The organism is Thiopseudomonas acetoxidans (assembly GCF_030362935.1).
In the GTDB taxonomy this organism is placed as follows: Bacteria; Pseudomonadota; Gammaproteobacteria; order Pseudomonadales; family Pseudomonadaceae; genus Thiopseudomonas; species Thiopseudomonas acetoxidans.
Window position 1 is genome coordinate 114,088 of sequence record NZ_JAUCDY010000002.1, and the last position, 26,629, is coordinate 140,716.

Sequence of the window (26,629 nt, forward strand, 5' to 3'; positions counted from 1 at the left end):
AATTAGTCATCCACTCTCAATACAGCTAAAAACGCTTCTTGCGGGATTTCTACGTTACCCACCTGCTTCATACGTTTTTTACCTGCTTTTTGTTTTTCCAGTAGTTTTTTCTTTCGACTGATGTCGCCACCGTAGCACTTAGCCAATACGTTTTTGCGTAGCGCTTTGACTGTGGTACGGGCAATGATTTGACCGCCAATTGCCGCCTGAATCGCCACATCGTACATTTGTCGCGGAATCAGATCTTTCATCTTCTCGGTCAGTAATCGCCCCTTACTAGCAGCCTGATCCCGGTGCACAATGAGCGCTAACGCATCCACTTTTTCGTTATTAATTAATATATCAAGGCGCGACAGGTTTGCAGCCTGGAAGCGGTCAAAGCTATATTCCAATGACGCATAACCACGGCTTACCGACTTTAAGCGATCAAAAAAATCCAGTACTACTTCGTTCATGGGCAGCTCGTAAATAACCTGAACCTGAGTCCCCAAAAACTTCATATCAATCTGCACACCGCGTTTTTCTACACACAGGGTAATCACACTACCCAAATGTTCTTGCGGTACTAAAATCGTAGCACGCACAATGGGTTCGCGCATTTCTTGGATAAGCGAAGGGTCCGGCATGCGCGACGGATTATCAACATAGGTTACGTCGCCGTTTTTTTGTACAATTTCAAAGACAACAGTAGGCGCAGTAGTGATCAAGTCCAAGTCGTATTCACGCTCTAGCCGCTCTTGAATAATTTCCATGTGCAACATGCCGAGAAAGCCAATACGAAAACCAAAACCCAACGCATCGGATGACTCAGGCTCATACTGCAGCGCCGCATCATTAAGGGTGAGTTTTTCTAGGGCATCACGAAAATCTTCAAAATCATCAGAGCTGACAGGGAATAATCCTGCATACACCTGCGGTTTAATACGCTTAAAGCCCGGCAGCATTTCAACTTCAGGAGTATTCGATAAGGTCAGCGTGTCACCAACGGGCGCACCCTGAATTTCTTTGATACCAGCAATTACAAAGCCTACTTCTCCGGCTTTTAAAGCGGCCGTTTGCGTATGTTTGGGGTTAAACACGCCAACGCTGTCGACCTGATGCACTTTGCCGGTGGATTTAACCAGAATTTTATCGCCCTTTTTAACCGCACCGTGTTTAACCCGCACCAAGGACACTACGCCAAGGTAGTTATCAAACCAAGAGTCAATAATAAGTGCTTGCAGTGGTGCATCAACCTCACCCACCGGTGGCGGGATTTGAACGACTAGACGTTCAATCACATCCTCAACGCCCAAACCTGTTTTTGCGCTGCATTGCACGGCATCCGTAGCATCAATGCCAATGACGTTTTCAATTTCTTCCTGTACTCGCTCGGGCTCTGCCTGCGGCAAATCGATTTTATTGAGCACGGGCATCACTTCCAGCCCCTGTTCGATGGCGGTATAGCAGTTAGCTACCGATTGGGCTTCAACACCCTGCCCCGCATCCACTACTAACAAAGCACCTTCGCAAGCGGCTAACGAACGGCTGACTTCATAGGTAAAGTCAACATGACCGGGGGTGTCGATAAAGTTTAGCTGGTAGGTTTTTCCATCGCGCGCCGTATAGTTCAACGTCACGCTATGGGCTTTAATGGTGATTCCTCGTTCGCGCTCTAAATCCATAGAGTCCAACACACGAGACTCCATTTCGCGCTCAGCAAGGCCGCCGCAAAGCTGAATGAATCGATCCGCCAAGGTAGATTTACCATGGTCGATATGGGCAATAATAGAAAAATTACGAATATGACTCAGGTCGCTCACAGAACTTCACTCTAAAATTGAACTCGCCAACTGAGTGCCGGCAAAATAGCCCGTGAGTTTACCTGATCTAGTGCCTACCCGTCATCTTTAAAGAAAATAAGCCAGCTGTGTTTGAGCTATTACACCTGTTATTTTTGATGGATGGGTAACGCATCTGCAAACACAGAGCCACCGTCGCTCATTGCGTTGCAGATACGTCACTCACTGCTTACTACCTATTGTCTACCTATTGTTAGGCCATATGAACTCTTTTAGCGGTTCAACTTAAAGGTAATGAAGCTTGCTCGTCCTTGGCGTAAGACACGCATCGATAAAGAGCGTTCTTTGGGTAATTTATCCATCACCTTGACAAAGGTTTTCGCGGAATCAATTACTTGATTATCTAAGTGCGTTATAACATCTCCTGGGCGCAAACCTATCATGGCTGCCGGCCCCTCTTTGACTTCTTGAATCACTACACCGCTTTGCAGATCAATGGCTTTTTTCTGTTCATCGGTTAAATCAGCCACGGTGATGCCTAATCTATTGCTAGTACCCTTACTTGATGACTGTCCGACAACAGTTTGTTCGTCTCCTTCACCGGGCGCTGCCCCAACTTTAACCTGCACGTTTTTCCTTGCACCTTCACGCATCACTTCCAAGCGTGCTGTGGCGCCAGGCTTTAACGCACCAATTAAATGCGGCAAATCAGCGGACATCACTACAGGCTGTCCATTCATCGACAAAATTACATCACCTACCTGCAGACCTCCTTTGGCGGCTGGGCTATTATCTAACACCTGCGCTACTAATGCTCCTGCAGGTTTTTCCAAACCAAAAGATTCTGCTAGATCTTTATTCACTTCCTGAATAATGACACCTAACCAACCGCGCTCAACACGCCCGCTTTTCTTTAGTTGCTCTGCCACATCCATAGCCACTTCCATAGGAATGGCAAAGGACAAACCCATAAACCCACCGGAACGGGTAAAGATTTGCGAGTTAATCCCCACCACTTCACCCTTCATATTAAACAGCGGACCACCGGAGTTACCTGGATTAATCGCTACATCGGTCTGAATAAAAGGCACATAGTTTTCATTAGGCAAGTTACGCCCTTTGGCCGAAACAATGCCGGCGGTCACCGAATGGTCAAAACCAAAGGGCGAGCCTATAGCCAACACCCACTCACCCACTTTAAGCTGCTTGGACTGCCCCATTTTCAAAGTGGGCAGGTCTTTGCCTTTAACCTTCAGTAACGCTACATCAGTACGCGGATCGGCACCGACCAGTTTCGCTACTAATTCACTACGGTCCGACAGGCGCACGATAATTTCATCTGCGCCTTCAATCACATGGTTATTGGTTAAAATATAACCATCTGCAGAAATAATAAAACCAGAACCTAAAGACTGCGCTTGCTGCTGTCTTCTAGGTGATTTTCCAGGTGAGCGTGGCGCAGGAAACGAATGCTCGAAGAAATCACGAAAAATGGGGGGTAAACCTTCTAACTCGGGAAACATAAAAGTATCACGACCACCATAGACCCGCTCTTGCTCGATTTTTTTCCTTGTACTGATATTAACCACAGCCGGTGACGCCCGCTCAACCAATTCAGTAAAGTCTGGTAACTGGGCATGCACAGCGAAGCTGCATAGAAAAACAATGCTTGCACAGAGGCCGATTAATACTGATTTTGCTTTGCGCATAATCTCTTTCTCCAACTACTTATTAATTAACTGTTTTAGCAGATAAATAAACGACTCTAACCTAGACCCTAATTTTGCTGCACCGCAAACTCTGCACGCAAAACTACTGGCATCAGGTCTGTATTATTTGTATTGCGCATATTAAAACGATACAAATAAACACCACTTGCAGCAAACGTCACGCCTGCCAGAAAAATACTCCAGCCCTCGGTTAAGCCTATTTGTTGGCCCAGAACAGCGCCAGCAATTAAGGCTAACAAAGGTAATAAATACACCATCAAAGCGCTACGCAGCAATAAGTCTTCGCTAACACCAAGCACCACAAAATCGCCTTCTTGCAAATGCAAATCGGTTATAGCCCTAACCTCATGACAGTATTCAGATTGCATTGCTTGCATTAATCCTTGCCCACAAGCGACTTTGGCCTGACAGCTACCGCAGGCCGACTGCCGGTTCACGCGCACGCGCACCGCGCCTTGCTCTACGGCGATTACTTGTCCACGCTCTTCTAACATCGTCGCTAATCCTGCTGTTGAATACGGACGGACAACGCCAGTCGCTCAGCAGTTCCGGCAGGCACCTCACCAAGAACCGTAATCATGTACGGCCCCCGCTCCGTATCCAAGCGTCGTGTTACCACCGCCGTTGGACCCAACTGTAAACGTGCTGCAGCCACATCTTGTTCCAACAAAGGCTCTACAAACACACTGAACTGCGCCAAACCATCCGAGTAGCTTTGGTTGCTGACTTGTTTGTGGTTGATTTTCCAGTTTTGACTTGCCTGATGCACCGCCTGATAGCCTTCAGGTAGCCAACCTAACTGCCAGTGCCAAGCTAACTTCTCAGCCTCATCAGCATCCAACGGTAAAGGCTCTAAGCAAGGCTGCTCAATAAGCAAATCTTGCGCATCGGGCTCATCAACTGAGTATTCAACAAACTGAAAACGCTCCAACAATTGGCCATGCTCATTTAAAAGCAATGATTTTAACGGCACGCCTGTCTGCGCATCCATATGCACTTCCAAGGGATACCTATGAGCATCAAGTGGTGCAAATAAAACAGCCAAGGTGGCGCGATCGGCAACCCGTGTGTGACCTAGCAGCTGCATTGAATACCACCGGGATAAGTCTTGCCAGTTTAAATTTTGGCCGGGCCAGTCTTGGGTTAAGAACGGCTCATCTAGGTTTGGATGCACAACGCACTTTACCTGCCTATCGACTTTTAACATCTCAAGCCGCGGACCATTGAGCTGCAAAAACCGCTCTTGTTGTTGCCCTTCCTTATCAACATAGCGCCACATACGGTGGGTTGAGAAAACATCCTTGCGCTCATAGATAAAGCTGCCCTGATAGCTTCTCTGTTGTGCATCACGCAACTGTTTAAGCACTTCTTGTGCATCTTGGGCTGTGGCAGAGCTCGCTGAAAACAACCAGCCTACCATCAACCAGGCAAAACTATAGCGCATAGAGTTAACGCCCTTCTATACTGGCGGCTCGCGCATAAGGCAGGTTCGTTTCCATGCCAGACACCGTGGTTTGCTGATTGTGCTGTTTTAAATAAGCCGGTAGACGCTCTCTGTACCACGACGAGCTATCATCATTGGCTTGCTTGGTTTGCGAACCCTTGATGGAACCACCATAACTTGCCAACACCACCGGATTCATTGCAGAGTGCGACATTGCAGGAGCTGTCTGTTGTGCCTCTGCCATTACCGCTTGTTCGTCAGTGACATTCATGTTGTTGTAAAAACGCGCACCACCTAAGACTGCAAAGGTGACACTGGCGGCCACTGCTACCTTACCAACGCGAGACCATAGGCTCGGCTGAGCCGGTTTCTCCCTTGATGTCATTTCCACACTTTGCAAAGCTTCGCTTATGCGATCCGACAGATCAATCTGAGGAATCACAGCATCCTGACGCATACTCCAACGCGCCGCTTGCATGCGTTGCCATTGTGTACGTAATTCTGGATTATTTGTTTCGCGTAAAATCCTCTGCAGCTCTAAATCATCGGCTTCGCCATCCATTAGCGCTGAAAGTGATTGCTCTAAACTAGTTTTACTCATGTAGCTTTCCTCATAACTAACGGTTTGGCTAAACTTCTTCCAATAACGGCTGCAAAGCTTTGTCTACTGCTTCACGAGCGCGAAAAATACGTGAGCGTACTGTTCCCACCGGACACTGCATCACGGCAGCTATATCCTCATAACTTAACCCTTCGTACTCACGCAACGTAAGGGCTACACGCAAATCTTCTGGTAACTTGCCGATGCTATCTTGCACGGTTTTATCAATCTCATCACGCAGTAACAAACGCTCGGGAGAATCGATATTTTTAAGCGCATGTTCACCCTCAAAAAACTCTGCATCTTGCGCATCAACTCCGCTGGCAGGTGGCCTGCGATTGCGAGAAACTAAGTAGTTTTTCGCCGTATTGATAGCAATTCGGTAGAGCCAAGTATAAAACGCACTCTCTCCACGAAAATTACCCAGCGCACGATAGGCTTTAACAAAGGCCTCTTGGGTTACATCTTGTGCCTCGTGGCTGTCCTGCACAAAGCGCACAACCAAGGCTAAAATTCGACTTTGATACTTCAACACCAACAGATCAAAAGCACGTTTATCACCTTTCTGCACCCGTGCTACGAGCTGCCTATCATCATCAGCGGTCATTAGTTAGACCCCGAGTAGGTATTTATTTTTATATTCTTCATTCTGTATGGCGCCATACTGCCCTCAATTAAACGCCTACTGACTACCATCAAATCTTGCGCAAGCGCTTGCTGCAAGATTTCTCCATTTATTAAGAAGCCTCTGAATAACTACCTGCGTAGCTACCACTGCGTTAAAAACGTACTCAAAATGCTCATTTACTCGGTGTAAACTGCGCTTTTTCGCACGTTTTTGCCTTGTGTTAGCGTCCTCGGTAACGTTATTCAGAGGTTCCTTAACCGCATTTTTATTAATGGCATTTTAATAACCTAGTCTATTGAGCACTGCTTTACCAAAAAAGTTCAAAGCTTTATTTCTAATTCAATGCATTTTTCAGTTTTCAAAATTAAAAACAAGTTTTTCCTACAGTCTACAGGGCTATACTAGCGTAGCTAAAAAAATGCATGGGCATCTTAATTTTATGAGCGAAACATACCAGCACGATGTGCTAATTATTGGCAGCGGTGCTGCTGGACTTACTGCAGCACTCACATTGCCACATCACCTAAAAATTGCCGTTCTCAGCAAAGGCAAACTTGCTGATGGCTCCACACCTTGGGCACAGGGGGGTGTTGCCGCAGTGCTGGATATTAGCGACAGTATCGAATCACACGTCCAAGATACACTCGTTGCCGGTGCGGGCCTGTGTCATGAAGAAGCCGTACGCTTTACCGTTGAAAACAGCCAAGCCGCGATTAATTGGCTGATAGAGCAAGGCGTGCCCTTTACCCGCAACCCCGCTGATGAAACAGGTCAGCAGCAATTTGCTTATCACCTGACGCGCGAAGGTGGCCATAGCCATCGTCGCATTATCCATGTCGCTGATGCGACGGGCGCGGCAGTATTTAATGCTTTAAGCAGCAAAGCCAAAGAACGTGAGAATATTCAACTGTTAGAACACCAAACCGCGGTTGACTTAATCACTGACAAAAAGCTGAACCGCCAAGGCAATCGCTGCTTAGGCGCTTACGTCCTGAATGCACAAACCAACCAAGTAGACACCCATGCTGCACGCTTTGTGATTCTGGCTACCGGTGGTGCTGCGCGTGTTTACTTGTATTCCAGCAACCCTGACGGAGCTAGCGGTGACGGGATTGCCATGGCCTGGCGTGCGGGCTGCCGGGTTGGTAATTTGGAGTTTAATCAATTCCACCCAACCTGCCTGTACCACCCTAAAGCAAAAAACTTCTTAATTACTGAGGCGTTACGCGGTGAAGGCGCTATTCTTAAGCTACCTAATGGCGAGCGCTTTATGAAACGCTTTGACGAGCGTTTAGAGTTAGCGCCGCGAGATATCGTAGCGCGCGCCATTGACCATGAAATGAAGCGCTTAGGGCTTGATCACGTGTATTTGGATATCAGCCATAAATCCGCTGATTTTATCAAAGAGCACTTCCCTACCGTTTATGAGCGCTGTCTTTTTTTTGGCATAGACATCACCAGCCAGCCTATTCCTGTAGTACCTGCCGCGCACTATACCTGCGGCGGCGTGGTGATTAATCAGCATGGCTGTACCGATGTGGAAGGCCTCTATGCTATTGGCGAAACCAGCTTTACCGGCTTACATGGCGCCAACCGCATGGCCAGCAACTCATTATTGGAGTGCTTTGTTTATGCCCGCTCTGCCGCTGAACATATCAGCCAACAACTAGACAAAATCAAACAACCCAACTTTCTACCTAACTGGGATGCCAGCTTAGTCACCGACTCCGATGAAGATATTGTGATTTCGCATAACTGGAATGAGCTGCGCCACTTTATGTGGGATTACGTTGGTATCGTGCGCACTAATAAAAGACTTATCCGCGCGCAACACAGAGTCAAACTATTGTTAAGTGAGATTGATGAGTTTTATAGCAACTATCGCGTCAGCCGTGACTTGCTCGAACTTAGAAATCTGGTGCTGGTTGCTGATCTGATTATTCAGTCGGCCATGCAGCGTAAAGAAAGCCGCGGCTTACATTATAATCTAGACTACCCAAACTGTTCTGCCGTTGCTAAAGAAACCATCCTGCAACCTGACTATTAAACACTCACGCTAAAAACCGCAGCTGCACCCGCAGTTTGCGGTGGCTTTCTGCATCCAGCACATGCCAAGGCACAACCAAAGCACGGGAAAAGCGTTGCTCAGGCTTGCGATAATAAATAACCAATAGCCAAGGCAACACCATTGTTTGTGCCGATAGGTGAATACTTTGCCAGCCGGTTTTGCTGGTCCATAGCTGCCAAGTTTTAGCTGTATAACGCAAGCCATATCCGTAACGCGCCTGTTTGACACACAACAAACGCCACCACACAAGCGCAGCATAGAGCGCGTAAATAACCAGCAAAATAGCTTTATAGAGGTGTGACACTGTGCTGCCTAACAGTGCGACAACCGCTAGCAGCACTAGCAAAAACACACACAGATGCAACCACGGACTGGGTTGCCAAAAATAAGCGCTCATTGCTTAAAAATCCTTTTTAAGGCTGCAGAGGCTGATGAAACGCGAACTGCTTGCACAGAGTACCGCCAGCAGATCGCCTCTAGAGACTGTTATAGCTCGATGGGTCGCTCGTCATTGTGCTTTAAAACCAAGCCTACAATGCGCTGCAAATCTTCATCGTCGGGCTGATTACGATTCATAAACCAGCCAAATATATCTTGATCCTCACAGGCCAGTAACTTTACGTAACGCTCCTTATCCGCATCCTGCAAGGAAGGAAATGCTTCTTTTAAAAAAGGCACAAGCAGTCTATCCAACTCCAACATGCCGCGGCGGCTATGCCAAAACAAACGATTTAACTCAGCTTCTGACGTCATTACAGTCATAACACAACTCCCAAAAAATATTCGCTAAGTATAAGCCAGACAAATCAGTAACGCACTCACTGACAATTGCCCAGTAAAATACTATGATATACCTATTGCTCAGTCAGATAACCGAGGCACCCATGAGTCAAACTACAGGCTTTACCCAGATAACCCAGGAAGGACTCTTAGCTGTACGAGGTAAGGATGCAAAAACCTTCCTGCAAGGCCAAATTACCTGCAACTTAAATTACGTCAGCAACGACCGTAGCAGCCTTGGCGCGCGTTGCACACCCAAGGGTCGCATGCAATCCACGTTTCGTATTCTGCCAGAGTCAGACGGCTATCTGCTAGCCATGCACCACTCATTAGTCGAGCGCCAGCTAAACGACTTAAAAAAATTCGCAATATTTTCTAAGTCCACATTAATCGACGAATCTGGACTCTGGACTCGCTTTGGCTTGATTAACGCTGAGGCAGCACTGATTGAGCTTGGCGTTAGCTTGGCCAAAGAGACCAATTCGGTCGCGCGACACAATGAACTCATTGCAGTACGGGTTAGCGAAAACCTTTGTGAGCTGTGGCTAAAAAACCAAGACGCTGCCTGTTATCTAAAACGTTTAAGCGGTTTGCTTGAAGAGCTTAACCCCAATGCGTGGCAGCTTGAATTGATACGCTGTGGAATAGGTCATGTTACTGAAAGTAACTTCGAAGAATTTATTCCGCAGATGTTAAACTTACCGGCGCTGGATGCAGTCAGCTTTAAAAAAGGCTGCTATACCGGCCAAGAAATCGTTGCTCGCATGCAGTATCTGGGTAAGCTTAAGCGCCACATGTATCACTTTTCAGTTGACGATAAACAACTACCGGAGATAGGCACGTTACTATTCTCCCCACTACGTAGCAAAGCTTTAGGTCAAGTGATTAGCGCCGCTTATGCAGAAACCGGAGTGGAATTACTGGCTGTCGCACTGGATGAAGCTGTGTACGAATCTGAAATTCGTTTAGCCAAAGAAGACGGTGCTTTACTCACGAGGCTTACACTGCCATACAGCCTAGATAGCGAAAGGGAGATTACTCGCTAACTATTAACAACTTTTGATAGTATCAAAAGTTATATTTTAAAATTGGAACAGGTGACGTCTGAATGGCCTTTTTAATTGAACAAGTTTATAGCGATATTATACAAGCGATTAACAGTGATGAACTGGTTTTGCCTACCCTGCCAGAGGTCGCTTTACGCGTTAGAGAAGCCGCTCAAGATCCGGATATAGAAATTAACTGTCTTGGAAAAATTATTGCCACCGATGCAGGGTTATCAGCGCGCGTTATTAAAGTCGTCAACAGCCCGCTTTTGCGTTCAAGCAAGGAAATCACCGACTTAAACATGGCCATCAGCCGCCTAGGTCTCAGCTACACCTCCAATCTGGCCTTGGGATTAGCTATGGAGCAAATGTTTCAAGCCACCAATGAGCTGGTAGACAATAAACTGCGCGAGGTTTGGGCGCGCAGCACTGAAGTCGCTGGTATCAGCCATGCTCTGTGCCGTCACTTTACGCGCTTAAAGCCTGACCAAGCAACGCTGGCTGGCTTAGTACATCAAATTGGAATTTTACCTGTATTAACCTATGCCGAAGAGCGTGACTCTAGACTTTTGCAAGACGCCAGCACCTTACAAAAAATTATCGACCGCCTGCATCCGCTCATAGGCCGACGTATTCTTGAAGCTTGGGATTTTCCAGCAGCCATCGTTGAAGTTCCGAACGAATATTTAAATTTCGAGCGGGTTTCAGAGCAGCCTGATTACGTTGATATTGTTCAAGTAGCCACCTTACAAATCCATGCCAATACCAATCATCCACTGGCTGAAGTGGACTGGACAACGGTAGATGCTTTTAACAAGCTGGGTTTAGATGTGCGCCAAAAACTTGAAGATGATGATGAAGATTTAAACGAAGCCATGGAAGCTGCTATGCAAATGCTGCAAAGTTAATTCCGTTCTCTTTACACGGCAGCTATCCATGCAAATTGACTTCTATCAAGACGAATAAAAGACAAACTGCTTAGACTAGCTGCTCATTTTTTAAAATACCTGTAGCTTTAAGGAGTTCGCATGCAACTGGTATGCCCTGCTGGCAGTTTACCGGCACTTAAAGCCGCTGTTCGCCAAGGCGCAGACGCTATTTATGTGGGTTTCAAAGACGATACTAATGCGCGTCACTTCGCTGGTCTCAACCTCACCGACAAGCAGCTGGAAGGCGGCTTGGATTTTATTCGTCAAAATCAAAAAAAACTCTATATTGCAGTTAACACCTACGCACAGCCCGAAGGCTGGGAGCGTTGGCAGCGTGCTGTCGATCATGCCGCCGCCTTAGGTGTGGACGCGTTAATTGCAGCAGACCCGGGCGTGCTCGCTTATGCCAGCAAAAAACACCCACAGCTTAACCTGCACTTGTCTGTGCAGGGTTCGGCCACCAACGCACCAGCTTTAGCTTTTTACAAAGAGCGCTACAATATCAAGCGTGCTGTATTACCGCGCGTACTGTCACTTACTCAGGTGAAACAGGTTGCAGAAAGCACCGATGTACCGATTGAAGTGTTCGCTTTTGGCAGCCTGTGCATCATGGCTGAAGGCCGTTGCCACCTGTCTTCTTATTTAACCGGTGAGTCGCCCAACCTGTGCGGTGTTTGCTCACCTGCCAAAGCTGTACGCTGGAGCAACGACGAAGGCAAGCTGACTTCTCGACTGAATGAAGTTTTAATTGACCGCTACGAAGAAGACGAATCCGCCGGCTATCCAACGCTGTGCAAAGGCCGCTTTATCGTCAACGGCAAGCGCTTTCACGCATTGGAAGAGCCCACCAGTTTAGACACCATGGACCTTATCCCTGAACTAGCCAAAATTGGCGTCAGTGCGGTAAAAATTGAGGGTCGTCAACGTAGCCCAGCCTATACCGAACAAGTCACTCGTGTTTGGCGTGCAGCCCTAGACAGCTACCGCCGCAACCCGGAAAAATTCAGCGTAGATCCCCAGTGGCGCCAGACGTTGGCGGGCCTGTCCGAGGGCAGCCAAACCACTTTGGGTGCTTATCACCGTGCTTGGCAGTAGGTAGAAGCATGAAACTCTCATTGGGTCCAATTTTATTCTTTTGGCCACGCGCCAAGGTTGAAACTTTTTATCAAGAAATGGCCGAACAGCCCTTAGATTATATTTATATGGGTGAAACGGTATGCGCTAAACGCCGTGAACTCAACCTAGATGCTTGGATTGGTTTAGCCAAAGAAACACAACAGCAAAGCAAGGCACAAATTCTTTTGTCTGGCTTAACCCTGATTGAAGCCAACTCAGAAATCGGCGCGCTTAAACGCCTGTGTGAAAACGGTGAATTTACTGTAGAAGCCAATGATATGGCCGCTGTGCAGTTTTTAGCTGAGCGCAAACTGCCATTTGTTGGCGGACCGGCACTTAATATCTACAGCGGTAACACTCTGGCAGAGTTTATTGACAGCGGCATGCAACGCTGGTCTCCTCCGGTTGAGGTATCCGGCGCGATGATTAAGGCTGCTTTAAAGCAACTCGACGAGCTAGGCGTGGCGCGCCCTGGAGTCGAAGTTTTCGCCTACGGTCATCTGCCCCTCGCTTATTCAGCCCGCTGCTTCACAGCGCGTGCAGAAAACCGCCCTAAAGACGACTGCCAACTGTGCTGCATTAACTACAGTGAAGGTATTCCCTTGCTCAGCCAAGAAGGTCAAGAGGTTTTTACCATAAACGGTATTCAAACCATGTCCGCTGAGGTGAGCAATCTGCTGGCTGACTTCCCCTCACTGGCTGAAGTAGGCGCCGACGTGGCTCGCCTTAGCCCTCGCGCAGAGGGTATGCTGGAAGTTGTACAAGCATGGGATCGAGTGCGTAACGGGCAACAACCCCCTTTAGCCGTGCAGGGCTGTAATGGCTATTGGCACGGACGCCCCGGAATGGTTACTGCCGAGGAGGCTGGATTATGCTAAAAAAACCCGTCCCACTCTTATTAAATCTTGGCGACAAGCTTTTGCCGCTGACCAGTCGCGTGCCTTTTATCATGCAACGCGCAACACTGCAGCGCAGCCTCAATAAAGTATTTTCTGAGCCACTGGTCGATGGCTTGTTTGATGTGCTGGATGACCGCTGGATGCGCATTCGGGTAAACAACCTGAATCTGAGCTGGTGTATCAGTAAAAACCCGCACAACAACCAGCTGGTAGTCGCACGTCATGCGCCAGTTGAGGTGACGATCAGCGGTAACTGGCGTGAATTCCTGTTGCTCGCAAGTCGCCAAGAAGACCCAGACACCCTTTTTTTCCGTCGTCGCTTACAGATTGATGGCGATACGGAGCTGGGCTTAGCTGTAAAAAACCTGATTGATAGCCTAGACCCTGACATGCTGCCTAAATGGCTTTGGCGCACCATTGACACCTTCGGTCAATCTGCCGCTGAGCAACATTTGCAAAACCAAAATCTGCCCCACAACCTAGGCCAAACCGTTAGTTAATACACTCTTATCGGTAAGAACAGACCATACCTGCGACAGCGGTACACCAAGCGGCGTTGCGTTTGCAGGTGTAATCCGCGGTCGGGTGCATGGCTTCCCCCTACAGGCGCAACGGACTCTTGTGGGAGCGCAACTTTTGCGCGATTGGAATTTTCCAGCAACGCTTGAGCTGACCTTATAGACCGCTTCGCGCAAAAGTTGCGCTCCAGACTTGATGGCTACTTATTTCTTAGCCAACAACTCCGCTAGCCCAGCTAAACCTTTAAAGGTTTGTTGCGGGCTTTTTTGCCCTGCAGCTTCTTCTTTTTGATAGTGCAAATCCACCTGGCGTTGATGCTCATTGTCATGGCAGTACAAACACAACAGCTCCCAGTTTGAGCCATCAGCCGGATTATTATCGTGATTATGATCCCGATGGTGCACCGTCAACTCACTTAAACGCTTACCGCTAAACTCACGCGCGCAACGTCCGCAAATATGCTCGTACATACGCAACGCTTTTGCGCGATAGCCACTCTCACGCTCTTGTTGCGCTTTAGCTAACAGGGCGTCTACTTTGCTCATGCCAAAGGCGCTCGATCGATTTGACTTAAAGGCACGTTAACGGCAAAAAACTTGCTGCGAATATGCTTAACACCCGCCATGGTGAGCCGTTCACTGTGCTTGACCAAATAACGCTCGGCTGCCGCCTGATTGGCAAACAGGTAAATACCTCCAGCCTCTTGGTTGTCTGGGTTTTCAGTCCAAATTTTCCACAGCAAATCAGCCTCGTTGGCTATATCTTCTGCTAAGGGCTGCATAGCTTGGAACATTTCTTCACCAAAAGGGCCGGCAAAAGGGAAATCAATCTGTAAAATGCACTGCATGACTCTATCCAAAATAAAATTTAACCTGCTGGCTAACGCCACCGTTTTTTATAACACGAGCTAAAGCGAGCGTATCATTGCAGCCTTTCGCTACAAGTACGCTCATTTATCTAGTTTGACTGCGCTACTTTTCCTTGCGGCAAGCACAGTCGCGCAAGGCTTGACTCAGCTGATCCACAACCAATGCCCATTCAGCATCGGAGCAGAGCATTTCCCGAAGCATTTGCGCTTGCGACTCTGTCCAAAACTTTGCATCTAAAATATGCACATCTTCCGGCAGCTCATTATCAAACATAAAGCGCTCAATGGCTTCAGGGCTTGAGTCCAAACCTAACTGTAAAAACAAGTTTGTCATACGTGGAGTTACGGTATTCATACTAAATCCCTCCGTGTGGTTTGAGCCTCATCATACTCCACTCTAGGACTAGAACGTCTACTAGCAAAAAGTCAGACACTTTCCTGCGGATCAAGCCCAATCCTGGGCTCTTTTGTGGTTATTACGGCTGCGGGGACGTATCTGGTTCAGCCAATTAAGTGTCCACCTCATGAATAGGCTCAACAATCATACCAAGGCGCTCGGTTTCAAAGTCCATGTGCGCTGGTTCAAGTTGCGGCAACGTTTTACTGACTTTGACAGAAAGCTGGTTAAAACGCTCTACCTTGCCGTACAAGCCCTGCTGCCCTGCCAATGCAGTAACCGTGCTGTTGTAGTGTTTACTGACCGTACCCAGCGTGTGCCCCAGCTTGGCTAAACGCTCTGCCACAGTGCAGACCTGATTGTAAATATCACCAGCACGCTCGCTAATTTCACGCGCCTCAGCATTGCTGCGCTCAATCATCCATAGATTGGATACCGTGCGCAGTATGGGAATTAAGGTCGTGTGCGAGACCAAGACAATGCCTTTTTTATAGCCATACTCAAACAAATCCTTGCTGTGCTTGAGCGCTTCAATATAGGCCGGCTCAATGGGCATAAACATCAGCACAAAACCCGGGCTATGCATACCGATTAAATTGGTGTAATCCTTAGCTGCCAAATCATCTATGTGCTTACGCACTGCCTTAACGTGCTCGTTCATTGCCAGCAGTAACTCTTCAGGCGTCTGAGCTGTCACCACGCGCTCGTAGGCATTGAGCGTTACTTTGCTGTCAATGATGATGTGTTTATCGTCAGGCAGCTTAACTAAGTAGTCTGTTTGCTTATGTTTGCCGTCAGCATCTTTAAAAGCGCTCTGAACTTCATAATGTGCATCTTCTATCAGGCCACTCATTTCCAGAGTACGTTTTAATTGCGCCTCACCCCAAGCGCCACGCTGCTGGGAGTCTCCTTTCAGCGCTTTAGATAAATCACTGGCTTCTTGGCTCATCTTTAAACCAATATCAAGCACTTTTCTGATTTCGGCATTGAGCTGAGCATTACCCTGCAAAGATGCATCGTGCACATCATTGACACGCTTCTGGAAGCCTTCAATCTGTTCACGAAACGGCTTAAGCAAAGCATCAATGCTGGTTTGGTTGCTATGGGTAAAGGCTTTGCCTTTTTCTTCAAAGATTTTATTAGCTAGATTTTCAAACTCTTTACTCAAAAGCAGCTTGCTGTCGTTGAGCTGTTGCATCTGCTCTTGAAAGTGTTCTTCCTTGCGCGCCAAGTTGGTTTTAAGTTCCGTGTGCTCGTTACTCAGGCTTTGATTGCGCGCTTGCAGCTGGGTGTACTCGTCCTTGGCTGTTTGCAGCTGCTGCTTAAGCTCATTGAGCTGTTCTTTAAGGGAACTGCTGTGCGCCAATGCTACTTCAAGTTGTTTTTCAACACTATGCTGTTGTCGCTGGGCAAGCTCTAAACGGCTTTGCAACTCTGCACTGCTCTGCTTGTTGTTAAGCAGCTCATGCTCTAAGCGCTGCTGTGTCGCTTGCGCAAAGTCCAGTTGCTGCGTGAGCGTGTTTTCTTCCAATTGGTAATTTTGTAGCTGGGCAAGCAACTGCGCCCGCTTGCGCCCCTGTACTACTACGGCTAGCAAATAACCCAGCACCACGGCAGCTAAAATCCCCGCCACCAGCAGCGCCCAACTTCCCATAGCCCAGTGCATTTCTAGCATCTATTTACCTCTGTAGCGATTTTTTATCACACAGGCAATACAGCCATGCAACGGCGCACTGCCTGCTGATACAGCCTAAAGTTTTTAGAAACTCCAGCGCACCTCCATGTCCAACGCTCGACCTGCAGCTTGCAGCTCGTCTGGGTTACGGTATCTGCGATCGGCCAAGTTCTGCGCCAGCACCGCTAAGCTGAGGTTGGGTACGGGCTTGTAGTAAGCGCCCACATTCAACTCAGCGTAGGAGCTGGTGCGCTGCCTTTGCGGCTCACCTTTGGAGTCGTAATCATCACGGCGTGATTTGCCGCCACCACGAACATAAAAATCCAGCTCAAGCTGTTCGGTTGCATACCACTCAACTCCGGCACGACCCTGAAATTTAGGCAAACCGCTGTCCCAAGTTTTTAATCCTGTACCATACTCAAGACGACGCTTTTGTATGCCCATATTCAGGTAAGGACGCCAGTTTTCCAGTTGATAGGCTAGCATCAGTTCGGCACCTGTGGTTTGTGCTCTATTGGTATTTAGCCACTGAAAACAAACGTCTTTACAGGCAGTTGTATAGCCTTGCGCGACGCCCGCAATCCTAGCTTTGTCAATAAAGTTTCTGGCCTGGCTGTGATACAGCGTAACATCCGCCGCCCACTGTCTATCCTCAAACCGCCAGCCCAGCTCATAGGTGGTCGCTTTTTCTGCTTTCAGATTCGGATTGCCGTAATTCATCGCTCCGTTACCCGGCGTAGCAGAAAACTGCTGCGTTAGGCTGGGGTAGGTATAGCCTTGTGCGATGCTACTGCGCACGGATGAACGCTCATCGTACTGCCACACCAAAGCAGCTGAGCCCACCAGCTGTTCATCAGTTTTGCTGGTGGTACTGCGCTCAGTGCTTTTTTTCAGTTTGGAGTCAATACTGTAATAGCGCGCACCCAGGTTGGCCTCTAGGCTGTCATTTAAATAGAACTGCTGCTGAACAAACGCCGACCAAAGCGTTTGTTCTGAGTACTGACTCGAAGACGGATAAGTTTTACCTAACTGCGTTCCTGGCGGCCCTTTAATTAAGTTCTTCACCCCTTTCTTTTCCGTATCCAACTTATCTTTTTGGTGCTCAAAACCAAAAACCGTGTTGTTATCACCTAGCAAGCGGCTACTTGCAGTTAGCTGTAATCCTTGTGTCGTTAGCTTGTCGTGAGAACGATTAAAAGAGTCACTGCTCACCACAAAGGGAGTTTTCGGCACAGGCATGTCAAGAATATTGATGGTGTTATCCATCACTCGCTTACCCTTTTGATGGTAAACCCGCCCCTCAACACTATGAAACAAGACATCCTCATCTGCAAAGCTATAACTTAATGCGTTGCGCAAAGAGTCACGCTTGGGAAACTCCAACCCCATAATCATATTAGGTTGTTGTGGCAACCAAGCCGCTGCTTCTTGCCGAAAATAATCACCCTGCCAAGCAATACGCTGACGCTCATCCAGACGCCACCCCAGCTCAGCAGAAACAGACTTCTGCTCGGAATCACTGGGTTTTAACCGACTGTATTTTGTCTGATCAGTCGAGCCTTTCACCTGCCCGCGTGGAATGCGGCGATCGCCGAAATCAGCTTTGCTTAACTGCAAGCGCCAATCGAATCGATCCGTTGCGCCTAGAACACCACCATTTAGACGCTGCCCGCGCGTAGCGGAATAATAGCCAGCACCGACAAAGGCCTCCTGCTCACCCGGTGCGGCCTGACGCGTGGTGATATTAACCACGCCACCAATAGCATTACTGCCGTGTACGACTGAAGCGGAGCCGCGCACCACCTCTATACGTTCAATAATGTTGGCATCCAACAACAATGGCGAGCCATAACTGGAGTGATCGGGAATCGGCTGGCCGTTAACCTTAATCAGCACACGGCGCGAGCTTTCGCCACGCAAGGAAATACGCTTCATCCCGGCCACACCGGAATCAACAATATCCACGCCGGGAATGTCACGCAAAACCTCTGCCAGATCAGCCACTGGTTTACGCTGAATCTGGTCATGCTCCACTACAGTAATAGAAGCCGGTGCACGCAAGACTTCTTGCTGGTAGCCGGTGGCTGAAACCACCATTACGGGTAATTGGAAACTGTCGGATGCCGCCCATGCTGCAGATGTCACGCCTAAGCCACCGACAGCAAATAGCGTGGCAGCCACTGCTAGAGGTGTTTTTGAAATCAACATTCACCACTCCAAAGCACAATAAAAAACAATGCAATAGCATACATTAAGGTCACAGGGCTTGCAGTTATGTATTGCGCCGACTGACCGTCCTATACTGGATTAACTGGCCTAGGCGAGGCCTTATGTTAAGCAGGAAAAAAGCCCGCTTATGGCATGCCATTATTTTTACATCATATTATACTGACACCTATAACTATCTCCTTACTTGCTCGCGGAATAAAAATGAAACTCATATTCAACCAATGCGCTGTCTTTCGAATTAAAACTTTCTTTGTTAGCTGCATCATTGCCTCTAGCTTAGCCGCAGCAGAAACCGATGTTCCCGCGCCATCGAGCTTTCATGCGGTAGCAGCCACAGCCGCACACATACAACTACTGAAACAAGGCGGACTGGTAATTTATATGCGCCATGGACGCACCGACCCGCGTTTTCCTGACATGATTCCGGTTAACCTAGATGACTGTGACAGCCAGCGTCCCCTATCGGATGCAGGTCGCCAGTTATTGGATCAGATAGGAATAAGCTTTGCCAAATTACAGATTCCTTACCGTACCGTAATCAGTAGTCCCTTCTGTCGCGCAAAAGAAAGTGCCAAACGTGTGTTTGGCGAGCACATTAAGGTAGATATAGCTTTGCGCTATACCGCCGCCATGCCAGATGCGGAAAAGCAACCCGCCGTAAAGCGCACGCGCGAATGGATATCCAAGCCCGTAGAGGAGCAGGGTTATAATCGTATCGTGGTTGCCCATGGTCCTAATATTGCGGAAATCATGGACTACCTGCCCCCAGAGAGTACTATGATTATTTTCCGTCCCTTAGGCGCACAAGGCTTTGCCTACATCGCCAGCATTGAACCCAACCATTGGCCCGCGCTACTACAAGAACTCGAGCTCGAATGAAAGCCATTAGTAGTCTTAAACTATTACTTTTACTGCCGCTAACTCTCATACTGATAGTCGCGGTAGCAGTGCTCTATACCAGTCTTTCTAGACTTGAACGCCAGCATGACCGAGCTGATTTAGAACAGCACCATGATTTAGGCGTGATTGCTGATGCGGCTGAGTTTTCCCGTCGTCTTGGCATCATACAAAAACGCATGAACGTAGCGATGGACGGCGCGATTAGCGCAGAGCTTAACGAGCTGCAGCTCTATCGCATTCACAGCACCATCGTCAACGAACTCGATAGCCTGTCCCATGTGGTCAAACAGCTCTCAACCTCTGAGTTGGTTTTAGATGCCAATCATGGCAGCGCCCAAGGTTTGCAAAATGCATTTGCCGAATATCAACGCTTTGTCATTATGTCCACTGACGTTTTGGCCGTTGACCCACAAATCGCCAACAGCTTCTTGCAACAAGCACAGCGTCATTACTTGGATTTTTCAATTTTCACCAGCCGCATTGAGTTCTTACTGGCCGAACGTGCGCAGCTACGTAACAAAGAACAAGCAGAAACCTTTAGCCTACTCGCTACACGCTTGTTCATTTTAAGCCTGGGTGCACTGCTCTTATTGTTTGGCTTTACTCAGTATTTATCACGCCGTGCTAGCCGTGATTTATTGGATATTGCTAAAGGTTTAACTACCCTAGCACGCAGTAAAGAAAGCAACATCCCGCTGCCCCGTATTGAAGCTTTGCAACGCACCGCACGCGGAGATATCCAGCAAATTGCCGCCAAATTACTGGACTTTCGTCATGCACTGGAGCGTCAGCACGCCGCTGAAGAGCAAGCTTTTCAGTTAGCTTTTTATGACCCGCTAACCAATCTACCCAATCGCCGATTACTCAATGAGCGCCTGCAACAAGCCCTAAATAGCTGTAAACGCTATCAACAAAACGCCGCGTTATTGGTTTTAGATATTGATGACTTTAAAAACATCAACGAAATCCAAGGTTATGACGTGGGCGACCAAGTACTGCTAACGGCCGGCGAGCGTTTAAGTGAGCTGATTACAGATGCAGATACTGTGGCGCGTATTGGCAGCAATGCGTTTGCTATTTTATTGCCGGGTATCAGTAGCAACCCCGATCAAGCTGCCAGAAAAATCACCCTGCTATATGAAATAATTAAAGACAATCTGGCCAAGTTGCTACTTATTAATGAGCAAGTCTATTTTCTAACTGCTAGTGTGGGTGTAACGTTTTTTGACAAAAGCTTGCAAGACTTAGCCGCCCCACTACAAGAAGCCGAAGCGGCAATGTATCGCGCTAAAGCATCAGGGCGTGGCCAGCTGCGCTATTACAATGCGCAAGTACAGGCACAGCAACAGGAACGCCTCCAGCTGGAAACTGATTTACGCCAAGCGCTAGCCAATCAACAATTGCAACTGTATTACCAGCTGCAAGTTGATGCACAAGCGCAACCTGTGGGTGTAGAAGCCTTGTTACGCTGGCATCATCCCGCTCGCGGCATGGTTTCTCCAGCGGAGTTTATTCCGTTAGCCGAAGCCTCCGACTTAATTTTACCTATAGGACAATGGGTGCTGGAAACCGCCTGCCATCAACTACATTCGTGGGAACAAAATCCAGCACGTGCGCTGCTGAGTGTTGCGGTGAACGTCAGTGCCAAACAGTTTCGCCAAACTAACTTTGTCGAACAGGTACGCAGAGCTTTGACCACCACTAGTGCCAATCCCAAACGGCTTAAGCTTGAGTTAACAGAAAGCATGGTACTAGAGGATGTGGAAAGCACCATTTTAAAAATGGAAGACCTGCGTAAGCTTGGTATACGCTTCTCGATTGATGATTTCGGCACGGGTTATTCATCGCTGAAATACCTTAAACGCCTGCCATTAGACCAGCTAAAAATCGAACAATCCTTTGCGCGGGATATCACCACCGATAAAAACGATGCCGCCATAGTACAAACCATTATCGCCATGGGTCAGGCGCTGGAATTAGAAGTCATTGCCGAAGGTGTTGAAACCCAAGAGCAACAAGAATTTTTACTCAAACACGGCTGCTATTTTTATCAGGGTTATCTGTATAGCCGCCCTATTCCAATCGATGACTTAGAAGCGTTACTTGGCTAATCCAGCGCAAACAGCCGCTCCACACATTAACATTCAATCAAGCGCCACTGCACTTCCCCCTTTTTTTGATTACAATACAGCGCAACATGCTGGCGGGAAGCTTTCCCGCTGTTCTCTTCTTAACTGTCAGGTTATTTATGTCCCAGTACGTGTTTACCATGCATCGCCTTGGCAAAGTAGTTCCACCAAAGCGTGAAATTTTAAAAGATATTTCCCTGTCGTTTTTTCCGGGCGCAAAGATTGGCGTACTGGGTCTTAATGGCGCGGGGAAATCCACCTTGTTGCGTATTATGGCCGGTGTGGATACAGAGTTTAACGGTGAAGCCCGCCCCATGCCGGGGATTAAAATCGGTTATTTGCCGCAAGAGCCACAGCTCGATCCACAAAAAACAGTCCGCGATATCGTTGAAGAAGCTGTGCAAGAAATCACCGATGCGCAGCAACGTCTTGATGAAGTCTATGCCTCCTACGCTGAGCCTGACGCTGACTTTGATGCGCTGGCGACCGAACAAGCCAAACTAGAAGCTATTTTGCAATCCGCTGACGGTCACAACCTTGAGCGCCAGCTGGAAGTCGCCGCCGATGCGCTACGCCTGCCCGCCTGGGATGCCAAAATCGAGCATCTTTCCGGTGGTGAGAAGCGCCGTGTTGCCCTGTGCCGTCTCTTGTTATCAGCGCCAGATATGCTGTTATTGGATGAGCCGACCAACCACTTGGATGCGGACTCGGTGGCTTGGCTTGAGCGTTTTCTGCATGATTTCCCCGGCACTGTCGTAGCTATTACGCACGACCGTTACTTCCTTGATAACGTGGCGGGCTGGATTTTAGAGCTCGACCGTGGCCAAGGTATTCCGTTTGAGGGCAACTACTCGCAGTGGCTTGAAGCAAAAGCAGCACGTTTAGCACAAGAGTCTAAGCACGAGGCTTCACACAACAAAGCAATGAAAGCAGAACTTGAGTGGGTACGCCAAGGAGCTAAAGGTCGGCAGACCAAATCCAAAGCCCGTATGGCGCGTTTTGAAGAGCTGCAATCGCAAGAATTCCAAAAGCGCAGTGAAACAAACGAGATCTATATCCCAGCAGGCCCACGCTTAGGCGACAAGGTGCTGGAGGTGAATGGCGTTCGCAAAAGCTATGGCGACCGCATTCTTATCGACGACCTTACCTTCAGTGTGCCTAAAGGCGCTATTGTTGGCGTGATCGGTGGTAACGGAGCGGGTAAGTCCACCCTCTTCCGTATGATTACCGGCCAAGAGCAGCCAGACTCTGGAGAAATTGTTCTCGGCGACACAGTTCAGGTTGCCAGCGTTGATCAACACCGCGATAACTTAGATGGCAATAAAACGGTGTGGGAGCAGGTCTCTGACGGTTCGGACGTGATTCGTGTTGGCACCCATGAGTTCTCATCGCGTGGTTATGTTGGACGCTTTAACTTTAAAGGCGCGGACCAACAAAAGTTCGTCAAAGATCTGTCCGGTGGTGAGCGGGGTCGTTTGCACTTAGCGCTAACCCTCAAACAGGGCGGCAACTTTTTACTGCTCGATGAGCCATCGAACGACCTAGACGTAGAAACCCTACGTGCTTTGGAAGAAGCCTTGCTCGATTTCCCCGGCTCAGCCATGGTTATTTCCCATGATCGCTGGTTCCTTGACCGTATTGCTACGCATATTCTGTCCTATGAGGACGATGGCGCGGTACAATTTTTCACCGGTAACTACACTGAGTTTGAAGAGGATCGTAAGCAGCGTTTAGGCGAGGCAGCAGCGCAACCTAAGCGTGTTCGCTATAAGCGTCTAGCTTAACGCCTAAACTGCAAACTAACCCGCAAAAGACTCGACACCTATGTCGAGTCTTTTTTTATTAGCACGGAGCAAAACCCTTTAGCCGTTATACCTAGCTGCTTTACGCACAAAGTGCATGCCATTGTTTAAACATGCTAGACTTTTAATGACTTCTTTTTCGAGTACTGTCATGCTGACCCATCGTTTTTTATTATCCCTGTTTCTCGGTGTATGCGTCCAGCTGTTACCCAGCTATGCCGGTGCGACGACTCCTGCTGAAACAAACACACGTGCTGCAAAAACCAGTTTTAGTGACTGGCAGCTATACTTTAAGAAAAAAGCCCTCAAACAAGGCATCTCGTTACCTGTCCTTGAGCGTGCTTTCAGCCAGATGACGCCCGATCTGCCCATTATAAAATCAGATGAAAACCAACCTGAGCATGTACGCCCTGTTTGGCAATACTTAGAGTCTGCTATTTCTTCTTGGCGCGTTGCTCGCGGTAAAGCGCTGCTGGCCGAACACAGACGCACTTTAGATGCTATTGAAAAAGAATATTCAGTTGATCGTCATGTTTTAGTGGCTATCTGGGGTTTGGAAAGTAACTTCGGTCAACAAATGGGTGATAAAAACATTGTTCGCTCTCTGGCTACTTTAGCCTTTCAAGGTCGACGCGCCGAGTTTTGGGAGCAGCAACTCATTGCTGCCCTGCGGATTATCCAAAGTGGCGATATAGCACCGGAAAACATGCGTGGCTCATGGGCGGGCGCGATGGGGCAAACGCAGTTTATGCCCACCACCTTCTTAGAGTATGCAGTTGATTTTGATGGCGACGGCCGCCGCGATATTTGGCAGTCCCCCGCAGATGCTTTGGCTTCAGCGGCTAATTACCTGAAACGCTCCGGCTGGCAAACAGAGCAAACGTGGGGGTATGAAGTTAAGCTGCCCACACTGTTTGAATATGACAGCGCCGACGGCTACCAACAAAAAACCGTACAAGACTGGCTTAATCTTGGTGTGAGTCTGCGTAAGGAAAAGGTGCTTTCTCAGGAAGAACTCACCATGCGTGCCAGTATTTTCCTGCCCGCCGGCTACCGCGGTCCCGCCTTTATTCAACTGGATAACTTTCGCAGCATCCTTAAATACAACCACGCTACCTCCTATGCGTTGGCAGTTGGCTTGTTAGCCAATAGTTTGCAAGGCGAGCTTTTTTCACTGCACCGCTGGCCACAGGATGAAGTGCCTTTGACGCGTACTGAGCGGATTGAATTACAAAACCTGCTTAACCAGTTGGGCTTAGAGCTAGGCAAAGCCGACGGAATCATAGGTGCTAACTCCAGAAAGGCCATTCGTGAGTTTCAACTCAATCACGACCTGCCCGCTGATGGCTACCCCTCTACGCGCTTATTAGAAAAAGTGCGGGAAGTAAGTAACGCACAATAGGTTTCATGCTACCTAGCTGTTTGGGCTTATCCTGTCTTTTACTTAGGTGGGTATCGAGCATGAAGCCATGCCAGCTGACAAAAACTCCAATTCCAATCAGATACAGGGCTTCAGCCGTTCAAACTGTACAGGCTTTTTATCCCAGCTTCTTAAACAACGGCAGTGCTGATCGCATGGCCTGCCTTTCCCCACCTCTTGGCAACTCTTTAGCTATCCTGAAAAATTATAAAACGGCCGTATTGGGATACTAAAAACATTGCACGTGTTCTATCAGTTATGCATACTGATGACCAGTGTTCACGTTTTTTGATAAAAGAGGTGCATCATGCAAAGCATGACAGTAGAGCAACTACGTGCCACGGTCGGAGCCGGAGGCGTGACAGGTGTAACTCTGAAAGGACAGGGTGGAGGCTTCTTTGTTGAAATCGCTACGCGCAGCGGTCAAGACGCCATGCTAGTGAAAGCGCGGACTACCGAACCGCGTCGCTTTGGCAATCCCACTTCGGCACTGATTGTGTTGCGCGGCGTCGGTATTGACGTTATCCAGATTGACGCCACCGACTGGAACCCCGATCAGAAGGACATGAGCCGAAGTAGGCAGAACCGTGCGGACGCCATGCGCGAAGCGCACGAAGCCGCAGCTTATAATCAGTGGTTGGCAGTCGAGATCCAGGAAGCTATTGATGATTCTCGGCCAAGCATCCCGCATGACGAGGTCATGGCCCGGATGGATGCCCGTATTGCCCGCCACATGGCGGCAGACGAGTAACTTATGGCGAAATCAGAAAAACCTTACAGCGTTATCTGGCGACCCATTGCTGAAGCCGATTTAGACAACATCATTGACTATATCGCCCAGGACAGTCCAGCCAATGCCAAGAAGTTTGGTAAGGAGCTGCGCGATAAGACAAGGCAGCTTGCAGAGTTCCCCGGCACGGGCCGCTCGGGCCGCCCCGGCTTACCCAGCTGGTTGCGGGAATTGGTGGCACACAAGAACTACATCATTTTTTACCGGGTGCTCGATGAATCCCGTACCGTTGAAGTTTTGCGAGTGAAACACGCCGCGCAACAGATGCCGTGATTGCCATTAGATAGCTAAGGACTCAGGCCTCTGTACGACCCAGCAAGACGGTTTGCAAAATTGAGATGAAAGCGGTTGACCCTAGCGAGGGTGTACATTAAGTTTGTGGCATATAAGGTTTTTTATGCATATTTTTTGAAGGTTGGAGACACTACAATGGAACGTATATTTGAAGCTCAAAATGCGGGGTACGGGCAGATGGTGCTTGGTGTCGCTCGAACCACCAAGGCGAAGGTGAGTGGATTGTTCACCGCCCTTAGACTGCCAAAGATTGTCGTCAGCATCCTGACCTGGGCACTGCTGCTTAGCATTGGCTTGATGCTGGCTGGCCTGATAGCTTTTGCTGCATTTATTTATTTTATGCTTACGAGTTCAGGTCAAAAAAGCAAGGACGGTGAGCTGCATGAAGATGGGCTCGGAAATTGGGTCGGAGATTTATATGCTCACGAAGATCCGTCCAGTGTTCATTACGATCCTACACAAGACCCATTTCTAGCAAATGGGCCTGGTTGGCACGTAAGTAAAACCTGGGAAGAACTACACGGACGTAGAAATTAATAAAAAGCCTGCTAAAAAGCAGGCTTTTTTGGGATAGTTAGATTCTT

At 48.4% G+C, this 26,629-nt stretch carries 26 protein-coding genes; 13 read left to right on the forward strand and 13 right to left on the reverse strand.

Features of this window, described 5'->3' with window-relative positions:
• Nucleotides 1-2: 2 nt before the first annotated feature.
• The 6 genes from lepA to rpoE form a co-directional block, all read right to left on the reverse strand.
• Nucleotides 3-1,802, reverse strand: coding sequence for a translation elongation factor 4 (gene lepA, locus QEZ41_RS02575; RefSeq protein WP_289409821.1), 1,800 nt, complete (start codon nt 1,800-1,802; stop codon nt 3-5).
• 251 nt (nt 1,803-2,053) lie between these two features.
• The gene (locus QEZ41_RS02580; RefSeq protein WP_289409822.1) at nt 2,054-3,490 is read right to left on the reverse strand and encodes a DegQ family serine endoprotease; all 1,437 of its coding nucleotides are present in this window, start codon (nt 3,488-3,490) and stop codon (nt 2,054-2,056) included.
• A gap of 68 nt (nt 3,491-3,558) precedes the next feature.
• Nucleotides 3,559-4,005: a SoxR reducing system RseC family protein gene (locus QEZ41_RS02585; RefSeq protein WP_289409823.1), complete on the reverse strand. Its 447-nt coding sequence runs from the start codon at nt 4,003-4,005 to the stop codon at nt 3,559-3,561.
• A gap of 5 nt (nt 4,006-4,010) precedes the next feature.
• Nucleotides 4,011-4,955: a MucB/RseB C-terminal domain-containing protein gene (locus tag QEZ41_RS02590; RefSeq protein ID WP_289409824.1), complete on the reverse strand. Its 945-nt coding sequence runs from the start codon at nt 4,953-4,955 to the stop codon at nt 4,011-4,013.
• Between the two features lie 4 nt (nt 4,956-4,959).
• On the reverse strand, nt 4,960-5,556 hold the full coding sequence (locus QEZ41_RS02595; protein WP_289409825.1) for a sigma-E factor negative regulatory protein: 597 nt from the start codon (nt 5,554-5,556) through the stop codon (nt 4,960-4,962).
• A 28-nt stretch (nt 5,557-5,584) separates the two neighbouring features.
• Nucleotides 5,585-6,163: an RNA polymerase sigma factor RpoE gene (gene rpoE, locus QEZ41_RS02600; protein ID WP_289409826.1), complete on the reverse strand. Its 579-nt coding sequence runs from the start codon at nt 6,161-6,163 to the stop codon at nt 5,585-5,587.
• A gap of 460 nt (nt 6,164-6,623) precedes the next feature.
• Between rpoE and nadB the strand changes: the two genes are divergently transcribed.
• The gene (nadB, locus tag QEZ41_RS02605) at nt 6,624-8,231 is read left to right on the forward strand and encodes an L-aspartate oxidase (RefSeq protein ID WP_289409827.1); all 1,608 of its coding nucleotides are present in this window, start codon (nt 6,624-6,626) and stop codon (nt 8,229-8,231) included.
• Nucleotides 8,232-8,235: 4 nt separating this feature from the next.
• Here nadB and QEZ41_RS02610 read toward each other — a convergent pair whose 3' ends face one another.
• Both QEZ41_RS02610 and QEZ41_RS02615 read right to left on the reverse strand, forming a co-directional pair.
• A complete protein-coding gene (locus QEZ41_RS02610; RefSeq protein ID WP_289409828.1) occupies nt 8,236-8,649 on the reverse strand; it encodes a hypothetical protein in 414 nt (137 codons plus the stop codon).
• 89 nt (nt 8,650-8,738) lie between these two features.
• Nucleotides 8,739-9,005: an FAD assembly factor SdhE gene (locus QEZ41_RS02615; RefSeq protein WP_289409945.1), complete on the reverse strand. Its 267-nt coding sequence runs from the start codon at nt 9,003-9,005 to the stop codon at nt 8,739-8,741.
• 131 nt (nt 9,006-9,136) lie between these two features.
• On the opposite strand from QEZ41_RS02615, the gene ygfZ reads away from it, so the two are divergent.
• The 5 genes from ygfZ (at nt 9,137) to ubiT (ending at nt 13,522) form a co-directional block, all read left to right on the forward strand.
• The gene (gene ygfZ, locus QEZ41_RS02620; RefSeq protein ID WP_289409829.1) at nt 9,137-10,078 is read left to right on the forward strand and encodes a CAF17-like 4Fe-4S cluster assembly/insertion protein YgfZ; all 942 of its coding nucleotides are present in this window, start codon (nt 9,137-9,139) and stop codon (nt 10,076-10,078) included.
• A 62-nt stretch (nt 10,079-10,140) separates the two neighbouring features.
• The gene (locus tag QEZ41_RS02625; protein WP_289409830.1) at nt 10,141-10,986 is read left to right on the forward strand and encodes an HDOD domain-containing protein; all 846 of its coding nucleotides are present in this window, start codon (nt 10,141-10,143) and stop codon (nt 10,984-10,986) included.
• A 120-nt stretch (nt 10,987-11,106) separates the two neighbouring features.
• The gene (gene ubiU, locus QEZ41_RS02630) at nt 11,107-12,102 is read left to right on the forward strand and encodes a ubiquinone anaerobic biosynthesis protein UbiU (RefSeq protein ID WP_289409831.1); all 996 of its coding nucleotides are present in this window, start codon (nt 11,107-11,109) and stop codon (nt 12,100-12,102) included.
• Nucleotides 12,103-12,110: 8 nt separating this feature from the next.
• Nucleotides 12,111-13,001, forward strand: a complete 891-nt coding sequence (locus QEZ41_RS02635; RefSeq protein WP_289409832.1) for a U32 family peptidase — start codon at nt 12,111-12,113, stop codon at nt 12,999-13,001.
• Nucleotides 12,995-13,522 (forward strand): ubiquinone anaerobic biosynthesis accessory factor UbiT, encoded by a 528-nt coding sequence (gene ubiT, locus QEZ41_RS02640; protein WP_289409833.1) that lies wholly within the window; start codon nt 12,995-12,997, stop codon nt 13,520-13,522. Before QEZ41_RS02635 ends, ubiT begins: the two co-directional genes overlap by 7 nt.
• A 222-nt stretch (nt 13,523-13,744) precedes the next feature.
• Here ubiT and QEZ41_RS02645 read toward each other — a convergent pair whose 3' ends face one another.
• The 5 genes from QEZ41_RS02645 to QEZ41_RS02665 form a co-directional block, all read right to left on the reverse strand.
• Complete coding sequence (locus QEZ41_RS02645; protein ID WP_289409834.1) at nt 13,745-14,086, reverse strand: YajD family HNH nuclease; 342 nt, start codon at nt 14,084-14,086, stop codon at nt 13,745-13,747.
• Nucleotides 14,083-14,388, reverse strand: coding sequence for a monooxygenase (locus QEZ41_RS02650; RefSeq protein WP_289409835.1), 306 nt, complete (start codon nt 14,386-14,388; stop codon nt 14,083-14,085). Before QEZ41_RS02650 ends, QEZ41_RS02645 begins: the two co-directional genes overlap by 4 nt.
• Nucleotides 14,389-14,512: 124 nt before the next feature.
• A complete protein-coding gene (locus QEZ41_RS02655) occupies nt 14,513-14,764 on the reverse strand; it encodes a DUF2789 domain-containing protein (RefSeq protein WP_289409836.1) in 252 nt (83 codons plus the stop codon).
• Nucleotides 14,765-14,918: 154 nt separating this feature from the next.
• On the reverse strand, nt 14,919-16,481 hold the full coding sequence (locus tag QEZ41_RS02660) for a DNA recombination protein RmuC (RefSeq protein ID WP_289409837.1): 1,563 nt from the start codon (nt 16,479-16,481) through the stop codon (nt 14,919-14,921).
• A gap of 84 nt (nt 16,482-16,565) precedes the next feature.
• Nucleotides 16,566-18,689: a TonB-dependent receptor plug domain-containing protein gene (locus QEZ41_RS02665; protein ID WP_289409838.1), complete on the reverse strand. Its 2,124-nt coding sequence runs from the start codon at nt 18,687-18,689 to the stop codon at nt 16,566-16,568.
• Nucleotides 18,690-18,911: 222 nt separating this feature from the next.
• On the opposite strand from QEZ41_RS02665, the gene QEZ41_RS02670 reads away from it, so the two are divergent.
• The 7 genes from QEZ41_RS02670 to QEZ41_RS02700 all read left to right on the forward strand — a co-directional run bounded on the left by QEZ41_RS02670 (nt 18,912) and on the right by QEZ41_RS02700 (nt 26,582).
• A complete protein-coding gene (locus tag QEZ41_RS02670) occupies nt 18,912-19,589 on the forward strand; it encodes a histidine phosphatase family protein (protein ID WP_289409839.1) in 678 nt (225 codons plus the stop codon).
• Nucleotides 19,586-21,721 (forward strand): putative bifunctional diguanylate cyclase/phosphodiesterase, encoded by a 2,136-nt coding sequence (locus QEZ41_RS02675; protein ID WP_289409840.1) that lies wholly within the window; start codon nt 19,586-19,588, stop codon nt 21,719-21,721. The genes QEZ41_RS02670 and QEZ41_RS02675 overlap by 4 nt, the downstream gene beginning before the upstream one ends.
• Nucleotides 21,722-21,858: 137 nt before the next feature.
• The gene (gene ettA / locus QEZ41_RS02680; RefSeq protein ID WP_289409841.1) at nt 21,859-23,523 is read left to right on the forward strand and encodes an energy-dependent translational throttle protein EttA; all 1,665 of its coding nucleotides are present in this window, start codon (nt 21,859-21,861) and stop codon (nt 23,521-23,523) included.
• A gap of 169 nt (nt 23,524-23,692) precedes the next feature.
• A complete protein-coding gene (locus QEZ41_RS02685) occupies nt 23,693-24,943 on the forward strand; it encodes a lytic murein transglycosylase (RefSeq protein WP_289409842.1) in 1,251 nt (416 codons plus the stop codon).
• Nucleotides 24,944-25,268: 325 nt separating this feature from the next.
• Nucleotides 25,269-25,712 carry a type II toxin-antitoxin system RelB family antitoxin gene (relB, locus tag QEZ41_RS02690; protein ID WP_289409843.1) on the forward strand — a complete coding sequence of 148 codons (444 nt, stop codon included), beginning with the start codon at nt 25,269-25,271 and terminating at the stop codon, nt 25,710-25,712.
• Between the two features lie 3 nt (nt 25,713-25,715).
• On the forward strand, nt 25,716-26,024 hold the full coding sequence (locus QEZ41_RS02695; RefSeq protein ID WP_289409844.1) for a type II toxin-antitoxin system RelE/ParE family toxin: 309 nt from the start codon (nt 25,716-25,718) through the stop codon (nt 26,022-26,024).
• Nucleotides 26,025-26,180: 156 nt separating this feature from the next.
• Entirely contained in the window at nt 26,181-26,582 is a 402-nt protein-coding gene (locus QEZ41_RS02700; protein ID WP_289409845.1) for a hypothetical protein, read from the forward strand.
• Nucleotides 26,583-26,629 lie beyond the last annotated feature (47 nt).

Excerpts from the sequence above, each read along its gene's own strand:
- ettA (WP_289409841.1), top strand. The coding sequence starts at position 21,859 with ATGTCCCAGTACGTGTTTACCATGCATCGCCTTGGCAAAGTAGTTCCA.
- ubiU (WP_289409831.1), top strand. The coding sequence starts at position 11,107 with ATGCAACTGGTATGCCCTGCTGGCAGTTTACCGGCACTTAAAGCCGCT.
- QEZ41_RS02590 (WP_289409824.1), bottom strand. The coding sequence starts at position 4,955 with ATGCGCTATAGTTTTGCCTGGTTGATGGTAGGCTGGTTGTTTTCAGCG.
- QEZ41_RS02700 (WP_289409845.1), top strand. The coding sequence starts at position 26,181 with ATGGAACGTATATTTGAAGCTCAAAATGCGGGGTACGGGCAGATGGTG.
- QEZ41_RS02685 (WP_289409842.1), top strand. The coding sequence starts at position 23,693 with ATGCTGACCCATCGTTTTTTATTATCCCTGTTTCTCGGTGTATGCGTC.
- QEZ41_RS02635 (WP_289409832.1), top strand. The coding sequence starts at position 12,111 with ATGAAACTCTCATTGGGTCCAATTTTATTCTTTTGGCCACGCGCCAAG.
- QEZ41_RS02580 (WP_289409822.1), bottom strand. The coding sequence starts at position 3,490 with ATGCGCAAAGCAAAATCAGTATTAATCGGCCTCTGTGCAAGCATTGTT.
- rpoE (WP_289409826.1), bottom strand. The coding sequence starts at position 6,163 with ATGACCGCTGATGATGATAGGCAGCTCGTAGCACGGGTGCAGAAAGGT.
- QEZ41_RS02645 (WP_289409834.1), bottom strand. The coding sequence starts at position 14,086 with ATGAGCAAAGTAGACGCCCTGTTAGCTAAAGCGCAACAAGAGCGTGAG.
- QEZ41_RS02655 (WP_289409836.1), bottom strand. The coding sequence starts at position 14,764 with ATGAATACCGTAACTCCACGTATGACAAACTTGTTTTTACAGTTAGGT.
- QEZ41_RS02595 (WP_289409825.1), bottom strand. The coding sequence starts at position 5,556 with ATGAGTAAAACTAGTTTAGAGCAATCACTTTCAGCGCTAATGGATGGC.
- QEZ41_RS02650 (WP_289409835.1), bottom strand. The coding sequence starts at position 14,388 with ATGCAGTGCATTTTACAGATTGATTTCCCTTTTGCCGGCCCTTTTGGT.
- QEZ41_RS02625 (WP_289409830.1), top strand. The coding sequence starts at position 10,141 with ATGGCCTTTTTAATTGAACAAGTTTATAGCGATATTATACAAGCGATT.
- ubiT (WP_289409833.1), top strand. The coding sequence starts at position 12,995 with ATGCTAAAAAAACCCGTCCCACTCTTATTAAATCTTGGCGACAAGCTT.
- QEZ41_RS02670 (WP_289409839.1), top strand. The coding sequence starts at position 18,912 with ATGAAACTCATATTCAACCAATGCGCTGTCTTTCGAATTAAAACTTTC.
- nadB (WP_289409827.1), top strand. The coding sequence starts at position 6,624 with ATGAGCGAAACATACCAGCACGATGTGCTAATTATTGGCAGCGGTGCT.
- QEZ41_RS02660 (WP_289409837.1), bottom strand. The coding sequence starts at position 16,481 with ATGCTAGAAATGCACTGGGCTATGGGAAGTTGGGCGCTGCTGGTGGCG.
- QEZ41_RS02610 (WP_289409828.1), bottom strand. The coding sequence starts at position 8,649 with ATGAGCGCTTATTTTTGGCAACCCAGTCCGTGGTTGCATCTGTGTGTG.
- QEZ41_RS02675 (WP_289409840.1), top strand. The coding sequence starts at position 19,586 with ATGAAAGCCATTAGTAGTCTTAAACTATTACTTTTACTGCCGCTAACT.
- ygfZ (WP_289409829.1), top strand. The coding sequence starts at position 9,137 with ATGAGTCAAACTACAGGCTTTACCCAGATAACCCAGGAAGGACTCTTA.
- QEZ41_RS02665 (WP_289409838.1), bottom strand. The coding sequence starts at position 18,689 with ATGTTGATTTCAAAAACACCTCTAGCAGTGGCTGCCACGCTATTTGCT.
- QEZ41_RS02615 (WP_289409945.1), bottom strand. The coding sequence starts at position 9,005 with ATGACGTCAGAAGCTGAGTTAAATCGTTTGTTTTGGCATAGCCGCCGC.
- relB (WP_289409843.1), top strand. The coding sequence starts at position 25,269 with ATGCAAAGCATGACAGTAGAGCAACTACGTGCCACGGTCGGAGCCGGA.
- QEZ41_RS02585 (WP_289409823.1), bottom strand. The coding sequence starts at position 4,005 with ATGTTAGAAGAGCGTGGACAAGTAATCGCCGTAGAGCAAGGCGCGGTG.
- QEZ41_RS02695 (WP_289409844.1), top strand. The coding sequence starts at position 25,716 with ATGGCGAAATCAGAAAAACCTTACAGCGTTATCTGGCGACCCATTGCT.